At 70.4% G+C, this 17,946-nt stretch carries 12 protein-coding genes; 8 read left to right on the forward strand and 4 right to left on the reverse strand.

The genetic code is table 11. The features are described 5' to 3' along the window. The first annotated feature begins 292 nt into the window (after positions 1-292). The 4 genes from OG844_RS04715 to OG844_RS04730 all read left to right on the forward strand — a co-directional run bounded on the left by OG844_RS04715 (position 293) and on the right by OG844_RS04730 (position 7,117). Positions 293-1,729 (forward strand): Gfo/Idh/MocA family protein, encoded by a 1,437-nt coding sequence (locus OG844_RS04715; protein ID WP_406388293.1) that lies wholly within the window; start codon positions 293-295, stop codon positions 1,727-1,729. A 264-nt stretch (positions 1,730-1,993) separates the two neighbouring features. Next, positions 1,994-3,832, forward strand: a complete 1,839-nt coding sequence (locus OG844_RS04720) for an ABC transporter transmembrane domain-containing protein (RefSeq protein ID WP_406388295.1) — start codon at positions 1,994-1,996, stop codon at positions 3,830-3,832. Then, positions 3,829-5,610 (forward strand): ABC transporter ATP-binding protein, encoded by a 1,782-nt coding sequence (locus tag OG844_RS04725; protein ID WP_406388296.1) that lies wholly within the window; start codon positions 3,829-3,831, stop codon positions 5,608-5,610. The genes OG844_RS04720 and OG844_RS04725 overlap by 4 nt, the downstream gene beginning before the upstream one ends. 145 nt (positions 5,611-5,755) lie before the next feature. Continuing rightward, the gene (locus OG844_RS04730; RefSeq protein WP_406388298.1) at positions 5,756-7,117 is read left to right on the forward strand and encodes an NAD(P)/FAD-dependent oxidoreductase; all 1,362 of its coding nucleotides are present in this window, start codon (positions 5,756-5,758) and stop codon (positions 7,115-7,117) included. 63 nt (positions 7,118-7,180) lie between these two features. On the opposite strand, the gene OG844_RS04735 is transcribed toward OG844_RS04730, so the two are convergent. Both OG844_RS04735 and OG844_RS04740 read right to left on the reverse strand, forming a co-directional pair. Next, a complete protein-coding gene (locus OG844_RS04735) occupies positions 7,181-8,716 on the reverse strand; it encodes an ATP-dependent DNA ligase (RefSeq protein WP_406388299.1) in 1,536 nt (511 codons plus the stop codon). A 55-nt stretch (positions 8,717-8,771) separates the two neighbouring features. After that, positions 8,772-9,563 (reverse strand): metal-dependent hydrolase, encoded by a 792-nt coding sequence (locus OG844_RS04740; RefSeq protein ID WP_406388300.1) that lies wholly within the window; start codon positions 9,561-9,563, stop codon positions 8,772-8,774. 156 nt (positions 9,564-9,719) lie between these two features. On the opposite strand from OG844_RS04740, the gene OG844_RS04745 reads away from it, so the two are divergent. Further along, positions 9,720-12,233 (forward strand): DEAD/DEAH box helicase, encoded by a 2,514-nt coding sequence (locus OG844_RS04745; RefSeq protein ID WP_406388302.1) that lies wholly within the window; start codon positions 9,720-9,722, stop codon positions 12,231-12,233. A 34-nt stretch (positions 12,234-12,267) separates the two neighbouring features. After that, positions 12,268-13,146 (forward strand): acyl-CoA thioesterase II, encoded by an 879-nt coding sequence (locus tag OG844_RS04750; protein WP_329213498.1) that lies wholly within the window; start codon positions 12,268-12,270, stop codon positions 13,144-13,146. 14 nt (positions 13,147-13,160) lie between these two features. Here the strand turns inward: OG844_RS04750 and OG844_RS04755 are convergent, their stop codons facing one another. Both OG844_RS04755 and OG844_RS04760 read right to left on the reverse strand, forming a co-directional pair. Next, positions 13,161-13,391, reverse strand: a complete 231-nt coding sequence (locus OG844_RS04755; protein ID WP_406388304.1) for a DUF6011 domain-containing protein — start codon at positions 13,389-13,391, stop codon at positions 13,161-13,163. 54 nt (positions 13,392-13,445) lie between these two features. Further along, on the reverse strand, positions 13,446-15,260 hold the full coding sequence (locus OG844_RS04760) for a glycoside hydrolase family 15 protein (RefSeq protein ID WP_406388305.1): 1,815 nt from the start codon (positions 15,258-15,260) through the stop codon (positions 13,446-13,448). An 87-nt stretch (positions 15,261-15,347) separates the two neighbouring features. Between OG844_RS04760 and OG844_RS04765 the strand changes: the two genes are divergently transcribed. Continuing rightward, complete coding sequence (locus OG844_RS04765; RefSeq protein ID WP_406388306.1) at positions 15,348-16,301, forward strand: DUF389 domain-containing protein; 954 nt, start codon at positions 15,348-15,350, stop codon at positions 16,299-16,301. A 116-nt stretch (positions 16,302-16,417) separates the two neighbouring features. Beyond that, on the forward strand, positions 16,418-17,848 hold the full coding sequence (locus tag OG844_RS04770; RefSeq protein WP_406388308.1) for a DUF2252 domain-containing protein: 1,431 nt from the start codon (positions 16,418-16,420) through the stop codon (positions 17,846-17,848). The last annotated feature ends 98 nt before the right edge of the window (positions 17,849-17,946 follow it).

A 17,946-nucleotide genomic window follows, 5' to 3' on the forward strand; every position in this document is an offset into this window, starting at 1 on the left:
TCTGAACCCAGGCGCGCACCACACCTGCGACCCCCCGGCCGGTCATTGAACCCGGTGCGTACCCCGGTCCCGGGCGTCCGCCGGCCGTCCGGATCCGGCACGCCCGTCCTCCGTCAACACCGCCGGAAAGTCCATGGTTTCGGCGCGAGAGTCCACGCGCGAGTCCAAACGCATCCCTTGCGCAACAGCAGTCCCACCGTCCAGGGTCCTTACCGAGGTTCGGGAACCCGTCATGCCCCAGGGCTTCCCACACCCTTACGCGCACCGTCAGATCCCCCTTCCTGGAGGCTCGATGAACGACGACGCACCAAAGGATCAGGACCCGCAGAACACGGACGACGGCTCTATGAGCCGTCGTTCCGTGCTTCGTACCACGGCCGGAGTGGCCGGAATAGCAGGCGCCGGACTCGGACTCGGAACACTCGGCACCGGCACGGCAGCAGCAACGGCGGAGGCGAATCCGGCGACCGTCCCCGCACGCCAGGGCAGCACCATGGCCGGGGTTCGCTTCGACCGGCGCTCCACCGTGCGGGTCGGCATCGTGGGCCTCGGCAACCGTGGCGGCAGCATGATCGACCTCTTCCTCGCCGTCACCGGAGTACAGGTCGTCGCCGTCTGCGACCCGGTGAAGGCCAAGGCCGAACAGGCGGCCGCGAAGGTGACAGCGGCGGGTCAGCCCGTGCCCGCCGTGTACACGAACGGCGAGGACGACTACGAGAACCTCTGCAAGCGCGGGGACATCGACTTCGTCTACGTGGCGACTCCCTGGGACCTCCACTTCGAGATGGCGAAGACCGCCATGCTCAACGGCAAGCATGTCGGCGTCGAGTGTCCGATCGCTCTCCAGCTCGACCAGCTCTGGCAGTTGGTCGACCTCTCCGAACGGACCCGGCGACACTGCATGCAGCTGGAGAACTGCTGCTACGGCCGGAACGAGATGCGGGTGCTGCGGATGGCGCACGCCGGTCTCTTCGGCGACCTGCTGCACGGGGCGGGCGCGTACAACCACGATCTTCGGGGGCTGATGTTCGACCCCGATTACTACGAGGGTCCGTGGCGGCGCCTGTGGCACACCCGGTTGCGCGGTGATCTGTACCCCAACCACGGATTCGGGCCGGTCGCCAACTACATGGACATCAACCGCGGCGACCGCGCGGTGAGCATCACCAGCGTCGGCTCACCCGCACGCGGTCTCGCCGAGTACCGCGAGCAGCACATGCCCGCCGGTGACCCGAGCTGGAAGGAGACCTACATCGAGAGCGACCGGACGATCAGTCTCGTCCAGACGGCGAAGGGCCGGGTGATCCGCCTGGAGCACGACGTGTCGACGCCCCACCCGTACTCACGCATCAACAGCCTCGGTGGCACCAAGGGCGTCTTCGAGGACTACCCGACACGCATCTATCTGGAGCCCGACCACACCGACGACCAGTGGAAGGACTTCTCCGCGTACGCCGACTGGGACCACTGGCTGTGGAAGGAGCACGCCGACCCGCCCGGTGGTCACGGCGGAATGGACTACATGCTGGTGTTCCGTCTGATGCAGTGCATGCGGCTCGGACTCGCGCCCGACTTCGACGTCTACGACGCGGCCACCTGGACCGCGCCTGTTCCACTGAGCCACCTCTCCATCAAGGCCAAGGGCGTTCCGCAGCAGATCCCGGACTTCACCCGCGGTGAATGGAAGAAGGCCCGTCCGGGCATGGACTCCGACAAGCCCGCGGAGTAGACCGGACGGGGCTCCGCGCCGAACGGCGCGGAGCCCCGCCGCAGGTGCCCGGTACCTGACGGGTCGGACCTGTGTCGGACCTGTGCGGACCGGGCCGGCCTCGCGCCCTGCGTCCCGCTCCGCCGCCCTCGGCTGCCGGCCGCCGTATCCACCAATAATCGCTTGCTTCGGACCGGGGCATGACGCGAACCTTGCACGGTTTGGTCACCTACTGTTCCACGAGATCCGTCACGGATCTCTGCCCCTTCCGATCTTTGGAACGTCATGCAGATTCGCGATCTTCCGTATTCGGATCCCGGCGACCCCGATGTCCGTTCAGGCCCACGTTTTCTGTTCTGGCTCGGGCGCAACCAGCTCACCGGCCAGCTCAAATCCCTCTCCTGGGGGCTGCTGCACCAGTGCGCGATCGCCGGGCTGCCGCTCGCCGTGGGAGTCGCGGTCCAGGCCGTCGTCGAACGTTCCGGCCGGGACCTCGCGCTGGCCGGAGCACTCATCGTGGCCCTCGGCATCCTCATCGCCGTGGGCGACACCATGCTCCACCGCACAGCGGTCACCAACTGGATCACCGCGGCGGCCAGGGTCCAGCAGTTGCTGGCCCGTAAGACCGCCGAGCTCGGCTCGGCGCTGACCCGGCGGGTCGCGGCGGGAGAAGTCGTCGCCGTCTCCACCGGGGACGTCGAGAAGATCGGCTGGTTCGTCGAGGCGCTGTCGCGCTTCGCCGCCGCCGCCACCGCCCTCGTACTCATCAGCATCGGGCTCATCGTCTACCTGCCCTCGCTGGGCGTGCTGGTCGCGATCGCCATGCCTGTCCTGGCGCTCGCCGTCCTGCCGCTGCTCCCCCGCGCCACCCGGCGGGCGGATCTCCAGCGTGAGAAGGCGGGCAAGGCGACCGAACTGGCCTCCGACACCGTCGCCGGCCTGCGGGTGCTGCGTGGCATCGGCGGCGAGGAGCTCTTCCTGGCCCGCTACCGACGTGCCTCGCAGGAAGTCCGCAAGGCCGCCGTGCGCAGTGCGCGGATGTGGGCGCTGATCTCGGCGATCCAGGTGCTTCTGCCCGGAATCCTGCTCATCTCGCTGGTCTGGTACGGGGCGACGCTGGCCCGGGACGGCCGGATCGACGTCGGCCAGCTGGTCACCGTGTACAGCGCGGCGACGCTGATGCTCTTCCCTCTCCGGCACTTCGAGGAGATCGCCATGGCGTACTCCTTCTCGCGGCCGTCGGCGCAGCGTGCGGTCCGGGTCCTGTCGCTGCGGCGCAGTGCGCAGCCCTCGACGATCGACGCCATGTCACCCGAGGGCGATCTGTACGACCCGGTGAGCGGACTGATGGCGCCGCGCGGCCTGTTCACCGCCGTTGTCTGCGGTGATCCCGACGAGGCGGGCCGGCTGGCCGAGCGGCTCGGCGGGCACGCGGAGACGGACGACGCCTCGGACCCGGAACCCTCGGTGCTCCTGGGCGGTGTGGCTCTGGACGAGCTGCCGCTCGACTCGGCGAGGGCCGCGGTGCTGGTGCAGGACAAGGATCCGGTGCTGCTCTCGGGGACGCTGCGGGAGCTGCTCGACGTGCCGTCGTCGGGCAGGGTCACCGCCGAGGACGCGCTCGCGGCCGCCCACTGCGGTGACGTGCTGGATGCTCTGGCCCAGGCGTCCGTGGACACGGACGGCGACGCGATGCGCACCCGGATCACCGAACGCGGCCGGTCCCTGTCGGGTGGCCAGCGCCAGCGGCTCGCGCTGGCCCGCTCCCTGGTCACCGACCCGGAGGCACTCGTGCTCGACGAGCCGACGTCCGCCGTCGACTCGCACACGGAGGCCCGGGTCGCCGCCGGGATCAAGCAACTGCGCCAGGGCCGTACGACCGTCGCGTTCGCCTCGTCGCCGCTGCTCCTGGACCTCGCAGACCGCGTGGTCCTGGTCCACTCGGGCACGGTCGCGGCGGTCGGCGCGCACCGCGAACTGCTGCGGGACGAACCGCGGTACCGGGCGGTCGTCACCCGTGAGACCGACGCGGAGATCGCGGCACCGGCCGTACAGGACGGGCTCGCCGGAATCGGTGCGTCGCAGTCCACCGAAACGAAAGAGGAATTCGAGGAGAGGGCATGATCGGCGTCGCACCCCCCGCATACGACCCGGCCGCACCGCAGTCGGCGACGACCCTGCCGGTCGGCACACCGCTGACCGTACGGTCCTACGTGCGTTCTCTGCTCCGGCGTCACCGGAAGCCGTTCGTGGTGCTCATCGCGGTCAACGCGATCGCGGTGATCGCGTCGATCACCGGGCCGTATCTCCTGGGCGGGCTGGTCGAGGACCTTTCCAACGGCGTCACCGACCTCCATCTGGAGCGCACCGCGGCGGTGTTCGCCCTCGCACTGATCGTGCAGACGGTCTTCACACGGACGATGCGGCTGCGCGGAGCGGTGCTCGGTGAGGAGATGCTGGCCGATCTGCGCGAGGACTTCCTCGTGCGGTCGGTCGGGCTGCCGCCGGGCGTTCTGGAGCGGGCCGGCACCGGCGATCTGCTCTCCAGGATCACGACGGACATCGACCGGCTGGCGAACGCGATGCGGGAGGCCGTGCCGCAACTGGCGATCGGCGTCGTGTGGGCCGGGCTGCTGCTCGGCGCTCTGACGGTCACCGCCCCGCCGCTCGCTCTGGCCGTGCTGATCGCGCTGCCGGTGCTGATCACCGGCTGCCGGTGGTACTTCCGGCGGGCGCCTTCCGCGTACCGCTCGGAGGCCGCCGGGTACGCGGCGGTCGCGGCGATGCTCGCCGAGACCGTGGACGCCGGCCGGACGGTGGAGTCCCATCGGCTGGGAGCGGGCAGGGTCGCGCTCTCCGACCGGCGGGTCAAGGAGTGGGTCTCGTGGGAGCGGTACACGCTGTTCCTGCGCTCGGTGCTGTTCCCCGTCATCAACGCCACGTACGTGACGATTCTCGGGGCGGTGCTGCTGCTCGGCGGCTGGTTCGTGCTGGAGGGCTGGCTCACCGTCGGGCAGCTGACGACGGGCGCGCTGCTGGCACAGATGATGGTCGACCCGATCGGTCTGATCCTTCGTTGGTACGACGAGTTGCAGGTCGCCCAGGTGTCGTTGGCGAGGCTTGTCGGCGTACGGGAGATCGAGCCGGACGCGGGCGACGACGCGGTCGGGCCGGACGGCCGGGAGGTACGGGCCGAGGAAGTGCGATTCGGTTACCGCGCCGGTGTCGACGTCCTGCACGAGGTGTCGCTTGACGTGGCCCCTGGTACGCGTCTCGCCCTGGTCGGGCCGTCCGGTGCGGGCAAGTCCACGCTGGGGCGTCTGCTGGCCGGGATCTACGCGCCCCGGACCGGTGAGGTCACGCTGGGCGGGGCTGAGCTGTCCCGGATGCCGGCGGAGCGGGTACGTACCCATGTGGCTCTGGTGAACCAGGAGCACCACGTGTTCGTGGGCTCGCTCCGGGACAACCTGCTGCTGGCCCGTTCGGGCGCCGAGGACGCGGAGTTGTGGGCCTCGCTCGCGGCGGTCGACGCGGACGGCTGGGCCAAGGCCCTGGCGGACGGCCTGGACGCGGAGGTGGGCTCGGGCGGTCTGGCCCTCACCCCGGCGCAGGCGCAGCAGATCGCGCTGGCCCGCCTGGTGCTGGCGGATCCGCACACCCTGGTGCTGGACGAGGCGACGTCGCTGCTCGACCCTCGGGCGGCCCGGCACCTGGAGCGTTCACTGGCCCGGGTGCTGGACGGCCGGACGGTGATCGCGATCGCGCACCGGCTGCACACGGCGCACGACGCGGATGTGATCGCGGTCGTCGAGGAGGGCCGGATCAGCGAGCTGGGCAGCCACGACGAGCTGGTGGCGGCGGACGGCGCGTACGCGGCGCTGTGGCGGTCCTGGCACGGATGAGCCCGGGGCGGCGGCCGGGGTGACCCTCCGGCCGCCGCCCCACAAGAGGCGGACTGCGGCCCCTCCGGTGAGGATGAGGAGTGACTGGCCCCGGATACGGGGCAGGTGAGCGATGACCGCGTAAGCCCGAGAAGGGACGCACACCGTGGCACGACCCAGGATCCTCGTTGTCGGCGCAGGCTTCGCCGGAGTCGAGTGCGTGCGCCGGCTGGAACGCAGCCTCACCCCCGGTGAGGCGGACATCGCCCTCGTCACGCCGTTCTCGTACCAGCTCTATCTTCCGCTGCTCCCGCAGGTGGCGTCCGGGGTGCTCACCCCCCAGTCGGTCGCCGTCTCCCTGCGCAGGAGCCGGCGCCACCGCACCCGGATCGTGCCGGGCGGCGCCATCGGTGTGGACACGAAGGCGAAGATCTGCGTCATCCGCAAGATCACCGATGAGATCGTGAACGAGCCGTACGACCACCTCGTGCTGGCCGCCGGGAGCGTCACCCGGACGTTCGACATCCCTGGGCTGGTCGACAACGCGCGGGGGATGAAGACGCTGGCCGAGGCCGCCTACATCCGGGACCACGTCATCTCCCAGCTCGACCTGGCCGATGCCAGCCAGGACGAGGCCGAACGGGAGTCCCGGCTGCAGTTCGTGGTGGTGGGCGGCGGATACGCGGGCACGGAGACCGCCGCCTGCCTGCAGCGGCTGACCGCCAACGCCGTCCGGCACTACCCCCGGCTGGACCCGAAGCTGATCAAGTGGCATCTGATCGACATCGCGCCCAAGCTCATGCCCGAGCTCGGCGACAAGCTGGGGCGCACCGCGCTGGAGATCCTGCGCAAGCGCGGCATCGAGGTGTCCCTCGGTGTCTCGGTGGCCGAGGCGGCTCCGGACAAGGTGACCTTCACCGACGGCCGGGTGCTGCCCAGCCGCACGCTCATCTGGACCGCCGGGGTCGCGGCCAGCCCGCTCGTCGCCACCCTCGACGCGGAGACGGTACGCGGCAGGCTCGCGGTGACCCCGGAGATGCAGGTGCCGGGCGTGGACGGGGTGTTCGCCCTGGGCGACTCGGCGGCGGTGCCCGACCTGGCCACCGGCGACGGAGCGGTCTGCCCTCCCACCGCGCAGCACGCCATACGGCAGGGGCGGGTGCTGGCGGACAACCTCATCGCTTCGCTGCGCGGCCGTCCGCTGCAGCCGTACGTCCACAAGGACCTCGGTCTCGTCGTGGACCTCGGCGGCCGGGACGCGGTGTCCAAGCCGCTGGGCATCGAGCTGAAGGGCATGCCCGCCCAGTTGGTGGCACGCGGCTACCACTGGTCGGGGCTGAGGACCAATGTCGCCAAGACCCGGGTCCTGACGAACTGGATGCTGAACGCGATCGCGGGGGACGACTTCGTACGGACCGGATTCCAGGCCCGCAAGCCCGCCACCCTGCGCGACTTCGAGTACACCGACGCCTACCTCACGCCGGAACAGCTCCGCGCGCACACCGCGTCGACGGGCACCCGCGGCTGATCAGCGGTCAGGCGCGGGCCCCCGCCGCACCGGTGGGGGCCGCGCTCGCGTCCGGCGCCGGGTTCAGATCCGTCGGCCGAGCACCGTGTCGACCGTGTCCGCCTCCTGCGGCGACTTGTCCTCGCGGTAGCGCAGCACCCGGGCGAACCGCAGGGTGACGCCCGCCGGGTAGCGGGTGGAACTCTGGAGTCCGTCGTAGGCGATCTCGACGACGAGCTCCGGCCGCACGGTGACGACGTGTCCGTCGTCGCCGGTGGACAGTTCCCGGAGGCGTTCGGTCTGCCAGGCGAGCATCTTGTCCGTGAGGCCTTTGAAGGTCTTGCCGAGCATGGCGAAGGTGCCGTCCTGCCGCCTCGCTCCCAGATGGAGGTTGGACAGTTTTCCGGTGCGTCTGCCGTGCCCCCACTCGGCCGCCAGGACCACGAGGTCGAGGGTGTGCACAGGCTTCACCTTCAGCCAGGAGGCGCCCCGTCGGCCCGCGCTGTAGGGCGCGGTCAGTCCCTTGACCACCACGCCTTCGTGGCCGTGCGCCAGGGTGGTCTCGAAGAACGCCACCGCGCCCCCGCGTGCCGCTTCGTCCCCGGGGTCCGTCACGAGGAAGCGCCGCACCCGCATCGGTTCCGGGACAAGGGCGGCCAGCTCCGTGTGCCGTTCGGTGAGGGGGAGGTCCAGCAGTTCGCGCCCGTCGACGGAGAGCACGTCGAAGAAGACGGCGACCACGGGGACCTCGGCAGCCGCTGTGACGACGTCCCGCCGGGATCCGACCCGGCCGGCGGTCTCCTGGAAGGGCCGCGGTCTGCCGTCGGGCCCGAGAGCGATCACCTCGCCGTCGAGGACGAACCGGTCGCCTCCGAAGCCGGCCACCGCCGTGACCAGCTCGGGAAGCCTGTCGGTGATGTCGTCGAGGGTGCGGGTGTGGACCTGCACCCGCGCCCCGTCTCGGTGCACCTGTACGCGAATGCCGTCGAGCTTCTCCTCGACGGCGCACGGCCCCAGCTTGTCGATGGCTTCGGTGACCGAGCGCGCGGTGTGAGCGAGCATCGGCAGGACCGGCCGGCCGACAGTGAGTCCGAAGGCCGGGAGAGCCCCGGGGCCGTCCGCGAGCAGCGCGCGGGCGACCGCCTCCAGTGATCCGGCGAGCATGACGGCGCGGCGCACCTCTGCGGGCACCGCGCCGGTGGCACCGGCCAGGGCGTCGATGGCGACGGCGTCGAGTGCCCCCTGGCGCACCTCACCGGTGAGCAGCCCGCGCAGAAGATGCTGCTCGTCGGCGGTGGCGGCGCCGAACAGCCGCTGGAGGCGCTCCTTGCGCGCGGCCTGCGAGCCCGGACCGGTCAGGGCCCCGATCGCCGTCAGTTCCGCGTCGACGTCCGTCGCCGTCAGCGTCGCCGTGTCCGCGGGCGCCACGGGATCGCCCAGGGTGCTCCACCCGATGCCGAGCCGCCCCTGTGGGAGGCGGCCGGCGAGGTACGGGATGACCACGGGGACGTCGTCGGGACCGGCCTCCCGGAACAGTCCGGCGAGCAGGGCGACCTTCCGGGTCCGTGCCGATGTCGCGGCGACCTCGAGGGACACGTGGGCGAGCCGGGCGAGCAGCATGGGGTCATGGTGCTACGGCTCGGTGCGCACCGCCCCCGGAACGGGCGCGCGGCGGTCAGATGAAGTTGAGCGCCGCGGCCGCGCCCACTCCCCCGAGCACCATGAACGCGGGCATCAGCACCTTGATCTCCACCCAGCTGCCGGCCCGGAAGCGCATGAACTTCGGGGGTCCGAGTGGGTACCACCGCTTGCGGCCGAGCGGGATCGGCCACAGGATCGGGCAGCCCGAGACGGTGAGCGCGTCGCCGACGCAGTGGACGAGGGACCCGAGCACGATCGGCAGGCCCAGCCACAGGTACTCCTGGCCGGGCTCGGCGAACAGCCAGTCCGAACCGTGGCCCGGCTTGTCGAGCACCCCGGCCAGGATCCACGCGCTGGTCGCGCCGAGCATCCAGACGAGGACGTCGCTGGACATGCGCGCGGCCCGCCACAGCAGGCCCTCGACGGCGAGCACGAGATGGACGAAGAGAATCGCCAGGACCGCCCACCGGCCGCCGGTGATCGCCGCGAGAGAGGCGCCCCCGCCCATCAGCACCGCCCACAGCCAGGTATGGGTGAGGGTTCGGTGTCCGCCCGTCCTGCGCGGGTCGCCGGCTCCCTTGGTCGCCTTGTAGACGGCGTACGAGAGTTTGTCGACGATCTCGCACACGCCCTTGGAGATCGGGCCGAAGGCACGCGAGATCGTGGCGGACTTGTGGTCGAGGTCGGGGGCGAGCGCGGCGCCCGCGCAGATCAGTGCCCCCACGACGAGGACCGGCCAGGGCATCGTGTGGCCCGCGGCGGCGGCCGCGGCGCCCACCCCCAGCCAGGCGGCTGCCCCTGACAGAGAGTGTGCCGGTCCCATCATGGCTGTTTCCGCCCCCATCGTGATTCGGCCGTGCGGCACGGCCGGGCCGCCATTGCCTGTGCGCTGCGGCCGAGTTGAGTGGGCAGCGTATCGTCCGTGATCTTCGGTCGGTCCTCCGGTTCCCGCATCCGGGCACAAGGCAGGCAAGATGGGGGCGTGACCCTTATCGATCAGCTGCCCCCGACCGCCGACCCGGACGCCCTCTTCGAGGCCTTCTCGTCATGGACCGAATCGCAGGGCATCACCCTCTATCCGGCTCAGGAGGAGGCGCTGATCGAGGTGGTCTCCGGGGCGAATGTGATCCTTTCCACCCCCACCGGCTCCGGAAAGAGCCTGGTCGCGGCGGGTGCGCACTTCACGGCCCTGGCCCAGGACAAGGTCACGTTCTACACCGCGCCGATCAAGGCGCTGGTCTCGGAGAAGTTCTTCGACCTGTGCAAGATGTTCGGCACGGAGAACGTGGGCATGCTGACCGGCGACGCCTCGGTCAACGCCGACGCCCCGGTGATCTGCTGCACGGCCGAGGTGCTGGCTTCCATCGCGCTGCGTGACGGGAAGTACGCGGACGTCGGCCAGGTCGTGATGGACGAGTTCCACTTCTACGCGGAGCAGGACCGCGGCTGGGCCTGGCAGATCCCGATCCTGGAACTGCCGCAGGCCCAGTTCATCCTGATGTCGGCCACGCTCGGTGACGTCAGGATGTTCGAGGAGGACCTGACCCGCCGCACCGGCCGCCCCACCTCCGTGGTGCGCTCGGCGACGCGTCCGGTCCCGCTCAGTTACGAGTACCGGCTGACGCCGATCACCGAGACGCTCACCGAGCTCCTGGACACCCGGCAGTCGCCGGTCTACATCGTGCACTTCACCCAGGCGGCGGCCGTCGAGCGCGCGCAGTCGCTGATGAGCATCAACATGTGCACGAAGGAGGAGAAGGAGAAGATCGCCGATCTGATCGGCAACTTCCGTTTCACCACCAAGTTCGGCCAGAACCTCTCCCGTTACGTACGGCACGGCATCGGGGTGCACCACGCGGGCATGCTCCCCAAGTACCGCCGCCTGGTCGAGAAGCTCGCGCAGGCGGGCCTGCTGAAGGTGATCTGCGGTACGGACACACTCGGTGTCGGCGTCAACGTCCCGATCCGCACGGTGCTGTTCACCGCCCTCACCAAGTACGACGGCACCCGGGTGCGCACGCTGCGCGCCCGCGAGTTCCACCAGATCGCCGGCCGCGCCGGCCGGGCCGGTTTCGACACGGCCGGCTTCGTGGTCGCCCAGGCACCCGAGCACGTCATCGAGAACGAGAAGGCCGTCAAGAAGGCGGGCGACGACCCCAAGAAGAAGCGCAAGGTGGTCCGCAAGAAGGCCCCCGAGGGCTTTGTCGCCTGGTCGGAGACCACCTTCGACAAGCTCATCACCTCCGATCCCGAGCCCCTGACCTCGCGCTTCCGGGTCACGCACACGATGCTGCTCTCGGTGATCGCCCGCCCGGGCAACGCCTTCGAGGCGATGCGGCACCTGCTGGAGGACAACCACGAGCCGCGCCGGGCTCAGCTCCGGCACATCCGGCGGGCCATCGCCATCTACCGCTCGCTGCTCGACGGCGGTGTGGTGGAGCAGCTCGACACCCCGGACGCCGAGGGCCGGATCGTGCGCCTGACCGTCGATCTCCAGCAGGACTTCGCACTGAACCAGCCGCTGTCGACCTTCGCGCTGGCCGCGTTCGACCTGCTGGACGCCGAATCCCCTTCGTACGCCCTGGACATGGTCTCCGTCGTCGAGTCGACGCTCGACGACCCGCGGCAGATCCTCGCCGCCCAGCAGAACAAGGCGCGGGGCGAGGCCGTCGGGCAGATGAAGGCGGACGGCGTCGAGTACGAGGACCGGATGGAGCGGCTCCAGGAGGTCACGTACCCCAAGCCGCTGAGCGAGCTGCTCTGGCACGCGTACGACGTGTACCGCACGAGCCACCCGTGGGTCGGCGACCATCCCGTGTCGCCGAAGTCGGTGATCCGGGACATGTACGAACGGGCCATGACGTTCACGGAGTTCACGTCGAACTACGAGCTGGCCCGTACCGAGGGCATCGTGCTGCGCTATCTGGCGAGTGCGTACAAGGCGCTCGAGCACACCATCCCGGACGACCTGAAGTCCGAGGACCTGGAGGATCTGATCGCCTGGCTCGGCGAGATGGTGCGTCAGGTGGACTCCAGCCTGCTGGACGAGTGGGAGCAGCTGGCGAACCCGGAGGTGGAGACCGCCGAGCAGGCTCAGGAGCGGGCCGACGAGGTCAAGCCGGTCACCGCCAACGCCCGCGCCTTCCGGGTCCTGGTGCGCAACGCGATGTTCCGCCGGGTGGAGCTGGCCGCCCTGGACCGGGTCCGCGACCTGGGCGAGCTCGACGCCGACTCGGGCTGGGACGAGGACGCCTGGGGCGAGGCGATGGACGGCTACTGGGAAGCGCACGAGGACCTGGGTACGGGTCCGGACGCGCGCGGCCCGAAGCTGCTGAAGATCGACGAGGACCTCGAGCACGGTCTGTGGCGCGTGTGGCAGGCCTTTGCCGACCCGGCGGGTGACCATGACTGGGGTATCCGTGCGGAGGTCGATCTGGCGGCCTCCGACGAGGAGGGCCGTGCGGTTGTCCGCGTCACGGCCGTCGGCCAGCTGTGACGACGCACCGGCTTCGAGAGTGGAGAAGAACCGCATGACGACGAACCCCGCCGAGCGCTTGGTCGATCTTCTCGACCTGGAGCGGATCGAGGTCAACATCTTCCGTGGCCGCAGCCCCGACGAGTCCCTGCAACGGGTCTTCGGCGGTCAGGTCGCGGGACAGGCCCTGGTCGCGGCAGGCCGCACCACGGACGGGGACCGTCCCGTCCACTCGCTGCACGCCTACTTCCTGCGGCCCGGCCGCCCCGGTGTGCCGATCGTGTACGACGTCGAGCGGGTGAGGGACGGCCGGTCCTTCACCACCCGCCGGGTCACGGCCGTCCAGCAGGGCCGGACGATCTTCAATCTGACGGCGTCCTTCCACCGTCCCGAGGAGGCGGGCTTCGAGCATCAGCTGCCGCCCGCCCGTACGGTGCCGGACCCCGACGACCTGCCCACGGTCGCCGACGAGGTGCGCGAGCACCTGGGCGGGCTGCCGGAGGCGCTGGAGCGGATGGCGCGGCGTCAGCCCTTCGACATCCGCTACGTCGACCGGCTGCGCTGGACGCACGAGGAGATCAAGGACGCGGACCCGCGCAGCGCGGTGTGGATGCGCGCGGTGGGCCCGCTGGGCGACGACCCGCTCGTGCACACCTGTGCGCTGACGTACGCGAGCGACATGACGCTGCTGGACGCGGTCCGGATCCCGGTGGAGCCGCTGTGGGGTCCGCGCGGCTTCGACATGGCGTCGCTGGACCACGCCATGTGGTTCCACCGGCCGTTCCGGGCGGACGAGTGGTTCCTGTACGACCAGGAGTCGCCGATCGCCACGGGTGGCCGCGGACTGGCCAGGGGCCGGATCTACGACCGCCAGGGGCAGTTGCTGGTGTCGGTGGTGCAGGAGGGCCTGTTCCGCCGTCTCGACGGCGCGTAGCGCCCACTGCGGGGTCAGATGCCGGGCAGCGTGTCCTGCTCGACGTCGTGACGGCGGGTCCGGATGTCCGGGCCTGCCGGATGCAGTTTGGCGTCGCAGGAGGGGCCGAGTCCGGTGCGGCGTGAGTCCGCGCCGGTGAGGGGGCGTCCGCACAGGCCGCAGCGCACCGTACGGCGGCCCTCGGTCCGGCCGGCTTCGGGCTGCGGTCCGGGGAAGAGTTCAGGGAAGGGCTCGGGGGACTTCACGTACGGATCCTCTCAAGCCAGGGCGGCAGGCACGACCGGTGACCGTGCGACCTGTCAGTCGCGCAGCCGGTCGAGTGCCTCGTCGAGGGTGCGGGCTGCCGTGATGAGGGAGAGGTGGGTGAATGCCTGGGGGAAGTTGCCCAGTTGCTCGCCGGTGGGGCCGATCTCCTCGGCGAACAGGCCGACGTGGTTGGCGTAGGTGAGCATCTTCTCGAACGTGTAGCGGGCCATCCGCAGTCGCCCGGCGCGGGCCAGCGCGTCGACGTAGAGGAATGTGCAGAGGCTGAACGTGCCCTCGGAGCCGCGCAGGCCGTCCGGGGAGGCGGCCGGGTCGTAGCGGTAGACCAGGCTGTCGGAGACGAGGGTGTCGTTCATGGCGTCCAGGGTGGACAGCCAGCTGGGGTCCTTGGGTGCGAGGAATCCCACCCTGGGCATCAGGAGCAGCGAGGCGTCGAGAACGTCCCCCTCGTAGTGCTGGACGTACGCCTTTTCCTGCTCGCTCCAGCCCCGTTCCATGACCTGTTCGAGGATGGAGTCCCTGGCCCGGGTCCACCGGACGGTATCGGCCGGTCTGCTGAACGCGGTCGCGAGCTTCAGCCCGCGGTCGAACGCGGCCCAGCACATCACCCGGCTGTAGGTGAAGTCCTCGCGTCCGCCGCGCGTTTCCCAGATGCCCTCGTCGGGGCCGTCCCAGGAGTCGGCGAGCCAGTCCAGGGTGCGGGAGACCTTCTTCCAGCCGCGGTAGCCCGCCTGGATGCCGACCTCGTGCCCTTCGGAGAGTGCGTAGAGGGCCTCGCCGTAGATGTCGAGCTGCAACTGGTCGGAGGCGGCGTTGCCCAGGCGTACCGGATGGGAACCGCGGTAGCCCTCGAGGTGCGTGAGAATCTCCTCCGCCGGCAGGGGTTCGCCGTCGACGCGGTACATGGTCTGCAGTGCCTCGCCGTCGATGTCCCCGTCCCCGAGGCGGGCGCCCAGCCAGCGGGTGAAAGCGGTCGCCTCCTCGACGAATCCCAGGTCCAGCAGGGCCCGCACCGACAGTGACCCGTCCCTGACCCAGGTGTACCGGTAGTCCCAGTTGCGTTCACCACCGATCTGCTCGGGCAGGCCCATCGTGGCGGCGGCGACCGGTGCGCCGGTGGGGGCGTAGGTGAGGAGCTTCAGGGTGATGGCGGAACGGTTGACCATGTCCGACCAACGGCCCCGGTAACGGGAGGTGCGCAGCCAGTTCTGCCAGAACTCGACGACCTCCCAGAGCTGCTCGTCGGTCCCCTCGACGGTGGGCCGCGGCGGCGCGGGTCCGTCGGGCCCGCAGACGGTGAAGACGGCGACCGCCGACTCGCCCACGCCCAGCGTCACCGTTCCGCGCACATCGTGGCCGTCGCGCTCCAGGGGAAAGCCTGTCCGCAGATGCCCGCTGATCCCCGCAGACCTGAACACGGCTCCCTCCGGGCCGAGTTCGAGCTCATGGGACGCACGCCCGTAGTCGAACCGGGGCCTGCACTCCATCGAGAACCGTACGGTCCCCCGCACCGCGCGCACTTTCCGTACCAGTGTGTGCCGGCCGGTGGCGCCGCCGGAGGTGATCGGCGCCATCCAGTCGAGCACTTCGCCGACTCCGTCGGGCGACATGAAGCGGGTGACCAGCACGGCGGTGTCCGGGTAGTAGAGCTGCTTGCAGGAGCTCTCCGGGCCGTCGGGCGACAGCCGGAAACAGCCGCCCCGGTCGTGGTCGAGCAGTGCGGCGAAGACGCTCGGGGAATCGAACCGGGGGACGGCCAGCCAGTCGACGACGCCCTGCGAGGAGATCAGCGCGCAGGTCTGCAGGTCGCCCACCAGACCGTGGGTGGCTATGGGAGGGTATCGGTCCATGACCGTCCAATCTCCGGCATGTCACTGTCTATGCCACTATCAGCCACCCGGCATCCGGCCGCCCGCCCTGCCTCGTGGGGGCACGGAATGGACATGATCCATGTCCGCGCGGTGAGCCCCCCGGACCGCACCGACCGGGTCGTGGAGCTCCTCGCCGGTGACCCTTACGTCCTGAACCTGATCGTGCAGCGTGGCGCCGCGCGCCACCCCGACGGTGACGCCTTCGCCTGCGATGTGCTGGCGGGGGCGGCGAACGATGTACTGCGGGGCCTGCGGGGACTCGAGATCGACGTGGACGGTTCCGTCGTCATCGAGCCGGTGGACATGGCGTTCTCGGGGCGGGCATCGGAGAACGCGGCCCGCCGCCTCGGGGCACTTGTCAACGCCCCGGTCTGGGCCCAGGTGGAGGCGCGCATCAGGTCCGAGGGGAGGTACCCGCCGAGCTTCTACCTCTACCTGGTCATCGCGGGTCTCATCGGCTCGGTCGGCATCGTCACCAACTCCCAGATCCTGATCGTCGGGGCCATGGTCGTCGGCCCCGAGTACGGCGCTATCGTCGCCGTGGCGCTGGGCATCGACAGGGGCGACCGGACCATGATCCGCGCAGGGCTGGGCGCCCTGTGCACAGGCTTCCTGCTGACGATCGTGGTCACCTTCCTCTTCAGCCTCCTCATCCGCGGCTTCGGTCTTCAGTCGGAGGCTTTCGACCTGGGGCTCCGGCCGGTCTCCGACCTGATCAACACCCCCAACTTCTTCTCCTTCGCCGTCGCCGCCCTCGCCGCTGTCGTCGGCATCGTGTCGCTCACGGAGGCCCGCGCGAGCGCCCTCCTCGGGGTGTTCATCTCAGTCACCACCATTCCGGCCGCTGCGGCCATCAGCGTGTCGACTGCTTTCGCCAGCTGGTCCGAGGCACGGGGTTCCCTCATCCAGCTCCTGGTGAACATCGTGGTGCTCATCGTGGTGGGCGCGGGTGCGCTGCGGTGCCAGCGTGCGATCTGGCGGAGGGTGGGCCGCCGGGCCAGGAAGCGGGGACACGCCTGAGTCCACACGGCGACCCCCGCCGCCGGAACGCGCCGGGCGGGCGGAATCCGTCCGGCCGGGGATGATGGGAGGCAGGGGCCGCCCGCACGGCCCCGCGCGCAGTCAGGAGGGCCGCCATGCCCCAGGAACGCACCTCACCGCTCCGTGCCGTACCGGGCTCGACACCGAAGGAACGGGCCGCGCTCGGCAAGGCAGCCCGCAAGCGGGCTCCCCGGTCGAGCCACCAGGTGTACGAGCCACCGGCGGACCGGCCGGATCCACTGGCCCTCCTGGAGGCCCAGTCGGCGGCCAGGGTGCAGGAGCTCGTCCCGATCCGCTACGGGCGGATGACGGAGTCACCCTTCCGTTTCTACCGGGGCGCCGCGGCCGTCATGGCCTCCGACCTGGCCGGGACGCCCGCCTCGGGAATCAGGGCGCAGCTGTGCGGTGACGCCCATCTGCTGAACTTCAGACTGCTGGCCTCCCCCGAGCGCCATCTGCTGTTCGACATCAACGACTTCGACGAGACTTTGCCGGGTCCCTGGGAGTGGGACGTGAAGCGGCTGGCGGCCAGCCTCGTCATCGCGGGGCGCGCCAACGGCTTCTCGGACAAGGAGCGGGCCCGCATCGTACGGGCCACCGTCCGGTCGTACCGGGAGTCGATGATCCGGTTCGCGGGCATGCGCAATCTCGATGTCTGGTACACGCAGACCGACGAGGGTCGTCTCAAGGCCCTGGCCGCCGACAGACTGGCCTCCCGGGGCCGCAAGCGCATGGCCAGAGCGACGGCCAAGGCCCGCACCCGGGACAGCCTGCAGGCGTTCGACAAACTCACCGAGGTGGTCGGCGGGCAGCTCCGGATCGCCGCGGATCCACCCCTGATCGTGCCGGTCGCGGACTTGCTTCCCGACGCGGAACGCAGCGCGACGGAGAAGCAGTTCCGGACGCTTCTCCGGCGCTACGGCCTCAGCCTTCCTTCGGACCGGCGGTCCCTGCTCGCCGACTTCCGGCCCGTGGACATGGCCCGCAAGGTCGTGGGCGTGGGAAGCGTCGGGACGCGCTGCTGGATCATCCTCCTGCTGGGCAGGGACGGCGGGGATCCGCTCGTCCTCCAGGCCAAGGAGGCCGACTCCTCGGTGCTCGCGGCGCACGCCGGGGCGAGCGCCTACCGGAATCAGGGCGAGCGGGTGGTGGCCGGTCAGCGCCTGATGCAGGCTGCCGGCGACATCTTCCTGGGCTGGGAGCGGGTGGAGGGGTTCGACGGGAAACGCAGGGACTTCTACGTACGCCAGTTGCGCGACTGGAAGGGCATCGCCGAACCGGAGCAGATGGTGCCGCGCGGAATGGCCGCTTTCGGCGAGTTGTGCGGGATGACGCTGGCCCGTGCGCACGCGCGGTCCGGTGACCGGATCGCCATCGCGGCCTACTTGGGCCACGGCGACGGGTTCGACCGGGCGCTGCAGACGTTCGCCGAGCGGTACGCCGACCAGAACGAGCGGGACCACCGGGCACTGGTCGATGCGGTGGCCACGGGCCGTCTTCCCGCGACCGGGGCGGGCACGAAGTAGCGAGACCCGGATTCACCCCACCTCAACAGCGGGTACACCGCGGACATAGCGGGACATCGTGGTATCACGTGAGGAGCCCGGCGGGGCAGGACGAGCCG

The organism is Streptomyces sp. NBC_00887 (assembly GCF_045207585.1).

What these genes read in the sequence shown, in the direction of transcription:
- OG844_RS04715 (WP_406388293.1), top strand. Translation starts at nt 293, where the DNA reads ATGAACGACGACGCACCAAAGGATCAGGACCCGCAGAACACGGACGAC.
- OG844_RS04720 (WP_406388295.1), top strand. Translation starts at nt 1,994, where the DNA reads ATGCAGATTCGCGATCTTCCGTATTCGGATCCCGGCGACCCCGATGTC.
- OG844_RS04725 (WP_406388296.1), top strand. Translation starts at nt 3,829, where the DNA reads ATGATCGGCGTCGCACCCCCCGCATACGACCCGGCCGCACCGCAGTCG.
- OG844_RS04735 (WP_406388299.1), bottom strand. Translation starts at nt 8,716, where the DNA reads ATGCTGCTCGCCCGGCTCGCCCACGTGTCCCTCGAGGTCGCCGCGACA.
- OG844_RS04740 (WP_406388300.1), bottom strand. Translation starts at nt 9,563, where the DNA reads ATGATGGGACCGGCACACTCTCTGTCAGGGGCAGCCGCCTGGCTGGGG.
- OG844_RS04750 (WP_329213498.1), top strand. Translation starts at nt 12,268, where the DNA reads ATGACGACGAACCCCGCCGAGCGCTTGGTCGATCTTCTCGACCTGGAG.
- OG844_RS04760 (WP_406388305.1), bottom strand. Translation starts at nt 15,260, where the DNA reads ATGGACCGATACCCTCCCATAGCCACCCACGGTCTGGTGGGCGACCTG.
- OG844_RS04765 (WP_406388306.1), top strand. Translation starts at nt 15,348, where the DNA reads ATGGACATGATCCATGTCCGCGCGGTGAGCCCCCCGGACCGCACCGAC.
- OG844_RS04770 (WP_406388308.1), top strand. Translation starts at nt 16,418, where the DNA reads ATGCCCCAGGAACGCACCTCACCGCTCCGTGCCGTACCGGGCTCGACA.